This window comes from Massilia sp. UYP34 (assembly GCF_056279385.1).
This window is the reverse complement of sequence record NZ_JBWBRF010000037.1, coordinates 1-10,057: the sequence shown is the minus strand read 5'-3', so window position 1 is coordinate 10,057 and position 10,057 is coordinate 1. Positions and strand designations below refer to the sequence as shown.

The 10,057-nt window shown below is 43.5% G+C and carries 14 protein-coding genes; 3 read left to right on the top strand and 11 right to left on the bottom strand.

Annotated elements, in window-relative coordinates; all coding sequences use genetic code 11:
- Window positions 1–136: 136 nt before the first annotated feature.
- Genes ACZ9AQ_RS23805 through ACZ9AQ_RS23770 form a run of 8 tightly spaced genes read right to left on the bottom strand, consistent with a single transcriptional unit; the run spans window position 137 to window position 3,663 of the window.
- Window positions 137–508: a hypothetical protein gene (locus tag ACZ9AQ_RS23805; protein ID WP_429207220.1), complete on the bottom strand. Its 372-nt coding sequence runs from the start codon at window positions 506–508 to the stop codon at window positions 137–139.
- Between the two features lie 10 nt (window positions 509–518).
- Window positions 519–1,034, bottom strand: coding sequence for a hypothetical protein (locus ACZ9AQ_RS23800; RefSeq protein ID WP_429207222.1), 516 nt, complete (start codon window positions 1,032–1,034; stop codon window positions 519–521).
- On the bottom strand, window positions 1,031–1,402 hold the full coding sequence (locus ACZ9AQ_RS23795) for a hypothetical protein (protein ID WP_429207223.1): 372 nt from the start codon (window positions 1,400–1,402) through the stop codon (window positions 1,031–1,033). Before ACZ9AQ_RS23795 ends, ACZ9AQ_RS23800 begins: the two co-directional genes overlap by 4 nt.
- A 15-nt stretch (window positions 1,403–1,417) precedes the next feature.
- Complete coding sequence (locus tag ACZ9AQ_RS23790) at window positions 1,418–1,663, bottom strand: hypothetical protein (protein WP_429207225.1); 246 nt, start codon at window positions 1,661–1,663, stop codon at window positions 1,418–1,420.
- A gap of 25 nt (window positions 1,664–1,688) precedes the next feature.
- On the bottom strand, window positions 1,689–2,270 hold the full coding sequence (locus ACZ9AQ_RS23785; protein WP_429207227.1) for a hypothetical protein: 582 nt from the start codon (window positions 2,268–2,270) through the stop codon (window positions 1,689–1,691).
- Window positions 2,271–2,272: 2 nt separating this feature from the next.
- Window positions 2,273–2,620 (bottom strand): hypothetical protein, encoded by a 348-nt coding sequence (locus ACZ9AQ_RS23780; protein ID WP_429207229.1) that lies wholly within the window; start codon window positions 2,618–2,620, stop codon window positions 2,273–2,275.
- Between the two features lie 13 nt (window positions 2,621–2,633).
- Complete coding sequence (locus ACZ9AQ_RS23775) at window positions 2,634–2,843, bottom strand: hypothetical protein (RefSeq protein WP_429207231.1); 210 nt, start codon at window positions 2,841–2,843, stop codon at window positions 2,634–2,636.
- Between the two features lie 19 nt (window positions 2,844–2,862).
- Complete coding sequence (locus tag ACZ9AQ_RS23770; protein WP_429207233.1) at window positions 2,863–3,663, bottom strand: DNA-methyltransferase; 801 nt, start codon at window positions 3,661–3,663, stop codon at window positions 2,863–2,865.
- A 218-nt stretch (window positions 3,664–3,881) separates the two neighbouring features.
- Between ACZ9AQ_RS23770 and ACZ9AQ_RS23765 the strand changes: the two genes are divergently transcribed.
- Window positions 3,882–4,565, top strand: coding sequence for a hypothetical protein (locus ACZ9AQ_RS23765; RefSeq protein ID WP_429207235.1), 684 nt, complete (start codon window positions 3,882–3,884; stop codon window positions 4,563–4,565).
- A gap of 289 nt (window positions 4,566–4,854) precedes the next feature.
- Here ACZ9AQ_RS23765 and ACZ9AQ_RS23760 read toward each other — a convergent pair whose 3' ends face one another.
- Both ACZ9AQ_RS23760 and ACZ9AQ_RS23755 read right to left on the bottom strand, forming a co-directional pair.
- Window positions 4,855–5,199: a type II toxin-antitoxin system RelE family toxin gene (locus ACZ9AQ_RS23760; protein ID WP_429207236.1), complete on the bottom strand. Its 345-nt coding sequence runs from the start codon at window positions 5,197–5,199 to the stop codon at window positions 4,855–4,857.
- On the bottom strand, window positions 5,200–5,502 hold the full coding sequence (locus ACZ9AQ_RS23755) for a type II toxin-antitoxin system prevent-host-death family antitoxin (RefSeq protein ID WP_429207238.1): 303 nt from the start codon (window positions 5,500–5,502) through the stop codon (window positions 5,200–5,202).
- A gap of 376 nt (window positions 5,503–5,878) precedes the next feature.
- Here ACZ9AQ_RS23755 and ACZ9AQ_RS23750 point away from each other — a divergent pair, with 376 nt between their 5' ends.
- Together ACZ9AQ_RS23750 and ACZ9AQ_RS23745 are read left to right on the top strand one after the other, a co-directional pair.
- Window positions 5,879–8,665 carry a DotA/TraY family protein gene (locus ACZ9AQ_RS23750; RefSeq protein ID WP_429207239.1) on the top strand — a complete coding sequence of 929 codons (2,787 nt, stop codon included), beginning with the start codon at window positions 5,879–5,881 and terminating at the stop codon, window positions 8,663–8,665.
- Between the two features lie 102 nt (window positions 8,666–8,767).
- The gene (locus tag ACZ9AQ_RS23745) at window positions 8,768–9,019 is read left to right on the top strand and encodes a hypothetical protein (protein WP_429207241.1); all 252 of its coding nucleotides are present in this window, start codon (window positions 8,768–8,770) and stop codon (window positions 9,017–9,019) included.
- Window positions 9,020–9,068: 49 nt separating this feature from the next.
- On the opposite strand, the gene ACZ9AQ_RS23740 is transcribed toward ACZ9AQ_RS23745, so the two are convergent.
- Window positions 9,069–9,689, bottom strand: coding sequence for a hypothetical protein (locus tag ACZ9AQ_RS23740; protein WP_429207243.1), 621 nt, complete (start codon window positions 9,687–9,689; stop codon window positions 9,069–9,071).
- Window positions 9,690–10,057: the final 368 nt, after the last annotated feature.

Genomic DNA, 10,057 nt, shown 5'->3' with positions numbered 1-10,057 from the left:
CTGTCGGTAAAACGGGAGGTCTTCATGTAGAGCTTTCTGTATCTTAAGTAGAAAATTCTACTTCTGATCGCGCTCTTTTTGCGGGGGGATTACCCTTTAAGGTTTTGTTTCCTAGAATTTGTTCCATATTTTCTCCTTATTTATCGTAAATTACATTCCAACCCCAACGGTTATGTATTTCGCTCCACTTTGGAACTAAGTTTTTTATTTTGAGCAAATCACGTTGTTCGCAATGAACAGAAAGCATGTGATGGGCATAACGGCAAAATCCAGCCATCGTTGCATTCTCTTGTGCGTGCCATTCCATCTCGTCCTCAAGGTACTTAACATCAGCTAAGTTTAAAACTCGATGCCAAAATAAATTACCGTAAAAAGCGGATTGTTCTCGCATCGCTTCTTTAATCCCATTAATATCATTGACGACAGCCTTGCATACACCCATCATAAAGCGATGATCGACATAAAAATCGGTCGGGTCATATACTTCAATTGTTTTTTCGTCTTTCATATGATTTCCTTTATACGTGATAGCTTGCAGTTGTTCTCATCTCCTTTAAGAATTCGTCCATCTCTCTTGCAGAAAACAAAATGTCTTTGTATTCGTCGCCGTACTCAAAAATGAAGTGTGTTTCGCCATCATAAATTTCTAACTGACAGATATTCGCTTGGGCAAGCTCTGTGTATTCAAGCCTATCCATGAGTTTCTGATAGATATAACAGGCTCCAAGTTTCGCGCTCAATAGTGCCTCTGCCTGTTTGCCATAGAGCTTAAAGCCAGTCGCCTCTACTTCCTTCACTTCTGCATTCCACACCGTAGAGCACTTCATAGCAGCATCCAAAGTCTTGCACCAGGTGGAGGTGTCCTCTGTTTTGGTCAGATTGAAAGTCGGCTCAACATCAAACCCATTTTTATTTGACCAGGTGAACTTGAGTTCAAAATTAGTCATTCGTCCGATTGCGCTCAGAACCTTCAAGTAGTGATAGGTTGAGTCAGAAAAGTAATCCGAAAAGGTCTGTTTGTTCGTGTTCTTCATTGTTGCTCCTCAAGTTGTTTATAAATTATTTTCCATCCCCATGCCTCGTTGGTTGAAAAGTAATGAGGACATACGCTCTTGATATTCAAAATATCCCTTTTGTCGCATAGTTCTAATAGAATGTCTCGCGCAAGTCTCATAAGTTCAATTCCGTCTTCGCAACCTAACCCGTTTTCGCACCGTTCAAGTACCGCGTACTTGAAGTCCACATAACATTTGAAGGTTTCGTATTCATCCTTCATCCTGCCGCTCAATGTATTAAGTTCTAAACATTCTTTAAAATCCTGAATATCTTCAGATACCATTTCGCATGCGTTAGCATAAAATGCGTTCGTTGCCGCTTCTTGCATAAATTTACTGCCTTCCATATTTTCTCCTTGTGGTTAAAAATCTTTCTTCCAGGTGATACCTATTGCAGACTCAGCTTCACCATGTTCATATTCACTGTTTAAAATCTCTTCAAGGAGCTTATTAACTTTCTCCTTGAGTAGTCCCTTCACCTTGTTGGGGTCTTCGCTAGAAACATCCACCCTGATACTCAAGGTGGTGTCAAAGCATTCACTGTATGTCGTTTCCTTATTCATAAAGACTGCCTCCATCGTCATGGTTAGGGTTGTAGCTACTTCCATGTATTCTTTGCATATGTCTTTCCTATTACTTAGTTGGTTGAGAGAGTCGCTGTATTTCTCTAAACGCATATTCTGCAAAAATTGCACGAACTGTGACCGTTGCCCAATCATCTGCTTCCAGGTAGCTGTTAGCGATAACCCCAACTCCGAAGAACAATTCGTTGTTTTTCTTTAGGTACGCCTTCGATTGAATCGCTGCATTTTTCTTAACTTCGCAAAGCTGCTGTTCAGATAGATAAGAAATCTTAATTTCAGTGAAGATATGCTCAAACTCCACCTCCCAATATGATTCGACCATTGAGCAGACGATGTCTGACGGAAGTTTTTTTGCATGTCCTTGAACTATTTCAGAGGCATATATATAAGCGCCTTTGACCACTGTATCTAACCACAATTTACTTTTGGATGGTTCGACAACATCCGTCACAAAATCAGTCAGCTCCATGATTACTGGAATGCACGAAATAGTCTTATCTAGGATTTTTTTGCCAAGTTTGCTGCCAATTTTGTTTTCTCTTGTGTGGGCTTTATGCAGTTCATTAAATCCCATTGCCAATTTTTTTGCAGCGATTTTGTATGCAATATCAGTTAGTGTTGTGTTGTTCATTTTCATGCTCCTTTAGTTAGTGTGATTTGTTCTACAAATTCATGAAAGACTTCTATTGAGCGAATGCTTTGCTCATCAGTGATTTCTTCGTATTCTTCTTCGTCGTCTTCATCTTCATCGTCCTCAATTGGGTTGTTGTCTGCGTCAGTGACATCGCCAATTTCAGGTTGTGCGATTCCGTAAATCATGTCCTCTTCATCGTTACCACATCCAACAAGTTCTTCAGACTTCGCATACACACGGTCCCATGCAATGCTTTTTGCTTCTTCAATATCTGCGCACTCCACGTCAACATAAAAGCAAAAGTTGGTATTCACCTCCACGCGGTATAGTTTGATTTCGTCGTTCATTTCTTCTCCTTAGTTAAATATTGTCTGCTTCTGCATCCTCTTCGGCTCTGCTAACTTCTACTACTTCAGTTCGGTAACATGATTGGTCGCAATCTTCCCAATCGATATCTCCTTCCTTAGCCATTATCCAATCAATCTCTTCAGCTTCAATTTCATCCTTGGCCTCAATAATTACAGTTGCTGTTTGCGGAAGGTAGCCCTCCATATAAAGCTGAAATTTCATAGTTGCCTCCTTGGTTACATTAAGCCGCTTGCTCGTACTGGTCATCGTTCTGTGCAGGTTCATTGGCCTGCGGCTCATAAATCACTTCGTATTTCGCTGTCTCTGCCTGGTGCTTAGCCATCTCATGGAAGGTGGCATTCATTTCAAAGCCAATCGCGTTGCGTCCCATCTTGATAGCGTTCATCAAGGTGGCTCCTGAGCCTGAGAAGGGGTCCAGAATCACGTCACCAGGATTGCTATGATTCTTGATAAGAGGTTCGATCATCCAGGTGTACTTCTCGGTAGGGTGCTTGGTCTTCTTCTTGCCAATTGGCCCTTCATACACTTGAGTCATTTCTGACTGCTCACCGAAGTTGAACGTGTTCGGCTTACCTTTGCTGAACCAAATTGCCTCTTCGATTTTTGACCTATAGTTCACCTTACGCATTGAAGGGACAGGGTTCTTTTTAGAGAAATACACTTTGTTCTTAAAGGTCAGTCCGAATTCCTTCTCAATCATGTAGACGATGTATCCTGTGTATTTGCGGTCCAGGAAGAGAATCATGCTCGCGCCGTCTTTCATGACTCGGTTCATCTCTGCAACAAACGGCTTAAACCAGTTCCAATAATCTTCAACATTTGCCCATGCGTCTTGGAAGTCGTTACCCCATGCTTCGTTGGTTGATACAAACTTCCCGTTTGATTTGGTGAGCTTTGAAGCATCTGCGATACCGTACGGAGGATCGGTCAGTAGAAGATCAACCGAAGCCTCTGGCATATCTTTCATACCGATCAGTGAGTTCATATTCAGCAGGTGGTTTTTATTCATGTTCAGGTTCATGTTCATTCCTTATAAAGTTTAGGTTTCATTTTTCTGCAAACTCATTTATGTGTTTCGTTTGCATGGACTGAACTTTACGCTTCGGGATGATCGTAAAAATTTGAGATAGACGGCATCTCAAATCGATTTGAGTTAGCGAAAATCTCAAATCAACATGAACATTGGTCGCTGATTCAGGGGGTGATAAAATCCTTACCAGGTCATCAATGGAGTCCGCGGTGAAGAAACCGGAAAAGAAGAACGGCAAGCTGGCAGGACTAGCGAAAGCTCGCACAAAGGCGTGGTTTGACCATGTGTACAAGCGGGTAGGGGCGTCCTCCGTGCGTGACCTGTCCGCAAACCTAGAGAGCAAGGGTGTCAAGGCGACATGGCTCAACTACAGCAGTCTCACCGTGGCGCCGAAGGAAAAGACGCTGATGGACGTGGAGAGGGTGCTTAGCGGAAGTAGCTGGGAATTCTTGGACGGTCCTGATGGGATACCGCTCTGGCCGGTCCTCGAGGGCGACAAGACCAGGGCGAAGCTGTTCTTGACTCGGGTGTTCGCTCTCTACGACTTCTACAGTCCGAAGCGGACTCTCATTGAGAAGTGGGAAGCTCTGGCCGACCTACTCATGAAGGAATGTGTAGGCCAGGTGTGGGCCGGCGTTCATCACGAGTTCGCACAACTTGTCCAAGATCCAACTCGCAACGACATGCGGGACGCGATAGGGAAGGTGACACTCAAGCCCAAGTTCCTCATGGCCATCATTGCGCTCGCCGTCCAGAGCTACACCAGCGAAGACAAGGCTTCATGGGACTATGCGAACTATTTCATGTCCGCGATTGATGGCGAGCCTATACGGGTGGTGTGGGGTGAAGCTGTCGCTGACTATCTTACCGAATGGACGAAAGAGCGAAGCTAAAAACAGGAAGTTGACAATCTTGAAAAATCTGCTAGATGTAGATGACTTTTCATTAAAGCGGCTAAGCATTTGAAATGTTATATATGGTATACAAACTAAAAAAGCCCTCATATTGAGGGCTTCTTTCTGTTTTGCTAAGAGGATAGTTGACTTCTTTGTAGAATCTGCTAAATGTAGATGTAATATCTGGCGGCATTTATTTTCTATTCTCTTCAACTTACTTTTCATAGCTTGGTCGCGTATATGAAAAGCCCTCCAAAAAAAAGCCCTCAACTTGAGGGCTTCTTCTTTATGGTAGGTGACGAATAATCCTATCGTAGAGCAAAGTCTGAAAGTCTTGAGCACTACCGTAGACCATGTGAACAGTGACAAGTTGTTTGCTGTCGTCAATGTCATACAGAGCTTTAGTGTGGTTCGCATGAAGCATGATCCGGTAGTTCATGATTCCGAGATCTTCCAGTTCCTGAACTCTGATACCTTTACTGCGGGGATTGTCTTTGAGGCCAGTGAGCTTGGTAGTGATCGTGTCGTATGACTGCCTAGCTTTGTCGGCTCCGAACTTTTCCCTGACATAACGGGTCTGCTGGATGATCTGTGCTTGTGCTGACTTCAGAATTTGAACTTTGTAGGTCATTCAAGTACCTGCTTTCAGTTCAACTTCTTCTTCACCGAAGATAGCCGCCTCCATGTCAAGCATAGCGTCTTCCAGTGAGGATACCTTACCTTCGGCCTTCTCCATCTGGCCTAAGCTCAACAGTTTGATGAGGGCATTTGTCTCTCTGGCGCGGTAGTGCTCTTCAAAGCTCACACACACAAAGGAAGGAACACCGTTCTGTGTGATCACAACGGTACCGGACTCTTCTTGAAGCTCTTTGGCAACATCTGCCGTGTTCGTCTTCAGGTAGGAGATGGGGCGGAAACGCTTAGCAAGTTCCATGATCGGCTCCAGGTTGATTGGTGGTACTAAATTAGGACAGAATTTAGTATATCCCTGTCCTCCTACTGCGTCAACCGAAACATCGCCATGTATGTTGACATATGAATAAATCCTGCTATCTTTAGTATTGGCTGTTTCTTGTTTTGATAGCTAGATTAAAATTCCTTTGTTATAAAAGAAGGCTCCTATCCACATAGGGGCTTTTTTTTTGCTTATAAAAATATATTACACACTCCTTGCCAAACCGTATTTTAGATTTTCCTTTCTTCATCTTTTCCGTTATTTCATGTATAGAAATTTGCATGTGTAGACTTGTGTCTTCATTTTAATTTGATATAACTCATATATATAACAAAAACAATAAGGAGTTTTATCTATGAAGAGTTTTATCTTTCTGCTGATGCTAATGTTAATGCCTCAGCTTGCTATCGCCGTAGGGTTTGAGCCATCTTCCGACGACATATCTATCAAAATTCTAGCTCAAATGTTCGGAAGTCTACTTAGTGATGTAAGCGGTGGGAAAGATGCCTTCGGCTCTGCTATCTCAACCTTCAATAGCGGTGTGCTTATGATAGGTGGGGTTCTAGCTCTATATACAATTCTAGCTGGTACTTTAGGTACAGCGCACGATGGTGAAATGTTAGGCAAGAAGTTCTCTTCTGTATGGCTTCCCATTCGTTACTCAATTGGCACTGCCATAGTTCTTCCAATTCTTCCAGGCGGTTACTGTGTCATGCAAATGTTGGTAATGAGCTTAATAACTCAAGGTGTCGGCATGGCTGATGCAGTTTGGGCTTCATACATGACTAAACCATCTGTCGGTGCAAACACAACTCCCCTAATTACAACCAAGCTTCAGCTTATGAAAGCGGTTGAAGATACTTTTGTGGCAGGAGTTTGTGTGGAAGCACACAAAGCGCAAATGGAAGCAAGCCCTCCAATCTTAGGTTTTGCTCTTAAGTACGATTGGAATGTAGCTCTAGACGGTGACACATATTTCTTTGGTGATCAGAAAGGACTTACTTCTTACTTCAGTAAGAGAGCATGTGGTTGGGTCAAATATCCAAAGAAAATTGAGAATGCGCAGACTGCTCAAGGTGCAACTACAACTAACACAGGATTGTTAGGACCATTAGACAATCTATTCAAAGCTCCTGACGTTTCAGTTCTTAACGATGCTCACAGAATAGCAACTGCAACTATGATCACTTCTGTTCGTGCTGTAGCTGCTGAAGCTGTTGCGAACAAAGAAAAAGTTCCACAAGATGCAAAGAAATATTATGCAAAGCTAGGTTTAATCGCTGACAAATATTTAGCTTCAATTCAGTCCGTTGGAAAGACATTGGCTAGTAAAGACAATGACTCAACCTCTGCTGCAAAGAAATATGGCTGGTTCTTGGCTGGTGCATATCATAACAACATAATTCTCACAAACGGCCAGATCACTTCTGCAATGTCTGCATTTCCTGCGACTTCTGCAAACATATCTACAAATGATGATAACGGTGCTGTTGATGAGGACGTAAAACCATATCTTATCGCTGACCAGGTGTTAGCTGCTCGTGGTGCTGAGTACGGTTCACCAAGCTCAATCAGTGACGTCAATAAGGCTGAGGACGGCAAGAGACATCAAGAAATAGGTACAGGAGGTCGCTTCGCTGCTGCAATTACTGAAGCATTCACAGGTTTGAATATCTATGAGTTGAAAAACGAGACAAGAGGTATTGAAATAACATTAGAAGCAATGGGCACAAAGTTACTTATGGCTTATGGGACATTGACACTTTTAATGACTGCATTCTCTGCTCTTGCTCTTGTTCCAGGGACGGCCGGGGCTATCGGTGCGGCGTTACAAGTCACCACAAGTATGTTGGACTTACCTGTGAAAGCATTGGCAGCAACCGGGTTCGCCTGTGCCTACATTCTTCCTAATCTTCCATTCATTATTTGGCTAGGTTGTATTGGTGGCTGGTTGATCCAGTGCGTGATCGCCATTTGTGTTGCACCTTTATGGGCCGTTATGCATTTACATCCAAACGGTGATGATTTAGTAGGTAAAGGTGCCAACGGTTACATGATGGTTTTAGGCTTATTGCTTCGTCCAACATTCTTAATATTTGGCTTCATCGCAACTATCGTTTTAAGTCAGGTAGTTGGAGAATTCATCAACAAAGTGTTCTTCCAAGTTTTCAGCTTCAGTCAAGTTGACGGCACACTAGGGTTCTTCAAAATCTTAGGTGGGACAATTCTTTATGCAATCATTAGCTTTGCATTCTTAAAGAAGATCTTGAGCCTAATGCACGTAATTCCAGATGAAATCATGCGTTGGATTGGTGGCGGTGTTGACCAGTTAGGTAACTATGCAAAAACTATGGGTGACAGTTCTCACAGTGGAATGACTGCTGCTGCTGCTGGTATTTCTGCTGCAAGAAATAATATTCAAATCGGTGAGCGAAACGGTAAGCAAATTTCCGACACATTAGGAAAGCTATTCGGTAAAGGAAAAGGCGACGATGGCGGTGGCGGCTCTGGTGGTGGTAGTCCAATGCCAGGCGGCGGTAAGGTTGCTGCTATAACAAAGGAAGGTGGCAAAGGCGCTTCACCAGGTAGCGAAGAGAGAAGTGAGTCTAAGGGTTTCCTTGGACTTCAGGCCAATAATCCGGTCAACATTGCTAAGAACAATCTCATGGAGAAGATTGATCAAAGAAGTGAGACAGACGAGGACAAGAAGGCGGCTAAAGAAGGTATAGCCAGTTCATTTAAGAACTTGAGTCCAGCAGAAGCACAATATTTTATGGAAGGCGTAGAGTCTCGTTTTGAGACTGATCCAGGTCAGCCAGCGAAGAAATCCGTGAACTCTGCTTACAACGACACATTGAACAAGAAGTTCGGTAATGGGACAGGTTCAATTGCCGCAATCGTAGGTGGCGGTTATCACACTGAAGGTGCGAAGTCTATGATTGCTGAATATCAGGGTGTTCATTCTAAGTTGAGCCAGAAATTCGGTGCGGATGGTGCAAATCAAAAAATTGAAGAAGGAAACAAGCAAGCATTTAACGCTTACAAGAACGATCCTAATTCCATAAAGCAGGGTGGCAACGTTCAATTAAAGGAATTCATCCAACTTAGATTGAGTGAGTTGTCAGCAAAAGCGGACGAATAAGTGTAATCAGATATCAGAGCCTCGTTATGGGGCTCTTTTTCTCGCTTGACTCTGAAAAAAATCGACGCTATAGTAGGTTGACAATATGACAAGGAGTCTTAAATGAAAGCTGCGCAAATGGAACAAAATTACTGGAAGGGTTGGGATGTAATCGGATCGATCCTCGGTTGGTCCATTGGCACGGCTGTCTTTGCACTCGCTTGCTTTGTCTATTACATGTATTGCACCGATATTTCTTCAGGCCATACGAGGCTGGATTTCGGCATGTACGTGACGCTCATAGGGTGGTCAATCCCAACCATGATTTATTTAGCTTGCTTCTGTGCGAAGATGAGAAGAGTCTTCGGTAAATGAGAAAAGCCCCTTACGGGGCTTTTTTTACGACTGTGAGATTAGAAATTCTTTATTTTCCAAAATTTTGAATCAGTGTCAGACCAAACTGATGCAACTCTATCATTGATGTGCCAAGTGCTTCATGGGCTGATTCTGTGGCTTCATCTTCAGAAATGCCTTGCTGATGCTGAATAAGCTTTGCAATTGTCATAGTCGCATAGATCGGTGCATGTGTCAGCGCTGGTATCAGGTAGAGGTGTGCTTGGTAATTTCTTGCTACATAATTCTTCAACAGATCAGAGTCTTCCTTTGCATCCTGTAGCGAATATTCAGGCGTGAAGATAGTATGCAAGGCAATTTTATAACACTGCGCGACGGCCGTTAATAGTTCCTTGCTTGGTGTCTCCCCACTGAATGCACTCTTCATTACTGGGGTGAACGGACCTTCTTCCATATCAACGAAGACATAACGTACAATTTCCGTTCTAGCTATATTAATGGCTTCCTCATCAATACCCTCCAAAACCAGTGGAGTAGATGCCTGTTGATTACGGGCTTGCTGACTGACTTGGGCGGGTTCGGCTTTTTGTGGTTCCTGAGACGCCAAAAACTTACGGTTGTATTCTTCAACCTTCTTAGCCAGATCGTCAGAGTCAATCGGCTCGTTGGTTTTTTTGCTAAAAATTCCCATATGGTTCCTTAGTTACCCTGCGAAATATTGTAAATCTCATCCTGTGGTCTGTTCTGGTAAGCCTGAATCCACATAGTAGCGGTCATGTTCGCCAGAGCTAGAAGAGGGAAGTCCATACAGAACGACTCGGTGACTAGCAAGGGTTCGTTCATGTGACGCCTAGACTGCACAGTGTAAGTGAACCCATGCCATACGCCAACTTCTTCCTTCGCACCAGGTGGCGGCTCATCCAGGCGAACGAAACCAACACGCATGAGGTCACACTGTAGGCTGTGTCAGCAGCGGTTGTAAACTGATACAGGCAGCGATTGAAAACTGATACACCATTTTGAGAAGATGGCCGCTTTGCGGAGCGGCCTTGAAACCCA

Bases quoted from the DNA above. Each gene is read 5' to 3' on its own strand.
- ACZ9AQ_RS23750 (WP_429207239.1), top strand. From the start codon at position 5,879: ATGAAGAGTTTTATCTTTCTGCTGATGCTAATGTTAATGCCTCAGCTT.
- ACZ9AQ_RS23805 (WP_429207220.1), bottom strand. From the start codon at position 508: ATGAAAGACGAAAAAACAATTGAAGTATATGACCCGACCGATTTTTAT.
- ACZ9AQ_RS23775 (WP_429207231.1), bottom strand. From the start codon at position 2,843: ATGAAATTTCAGCTTTATATGGAGGGCTACCTTCCGCAAACAGCAACT.
- ACZ9AQ_RS23785 (WP_429207227.1), bottom strand. From the start codon at position 2,270: ATGAACAACACAACACTAACTGATATTGCATACAAAATCGCTGCAAAA.
- ACZ9AQ_RS23795 (WP_429207223.1), bottom strand. From the start codon at position 1,402: ATGGAAGGCAGTAAATTTATGCAAGAAGCGGCAACGAACGCATTTTAT.
- ACZ9AQ_RS23800 (WP_429207222.1), bottom strand. From the start codon at position 1,034: ATGAAGAACACGAACAAACAGACCTTTTCGGATTACTTTTCTGACTCA.
- ACZ9AQ_RS23755 (WP_429207238.1), bottom strand. From the start codon at position 5,502: ATGGAACTTGCTAAGCGTTTCCGCCCCATCTCCTACCTGAAGACGAAC.
- ACZ9AQ_RS23745 (WP_429207241.1), top strand. From the start codon at position 8,768: ATGAAAGCTGCGCAAATGGAACAAAATTACTGGAAGGGTTGGGATGTA.
- ACZ9AQ_RS23770 (WP_429207233.1), bottom strand. From the start codon at position 3,663: ATGAACCTGAACATGAATAAAAACCACCTGCTGAATATGAACTCACTG.
- ACZ9AQ_RS23740 (WP_429207243.1), bottom strand. From the start codon at position 9,689: ATGGGAATTTTTAGCAAAAAAACCAACGAGCCGATTGACTCTGACGAT.
- ACZ9AQ_RS23780 (WP_429207229.1), bottom strand. From the start codon at position 2,620: ATGAACGACGAAATCAAACTATACCGCGTGGAGGTGAATACCAACTTT.
- ACZ9AQ_RS23790 (WP_429207225.1), bottom strand. From the start codon at position 1,663: ATGGAAGTAGCTACAACCCTAACCATGACGATGGAGGCAGTCTTTATG.
- ACZ9AQ_RS23760 (WP_429207236.1), bottom strand. From the start codon at position 5,199: ATGACCTACAAAGTTCAAATTCTGAAGTCAGCACAAGCACAGATCATC.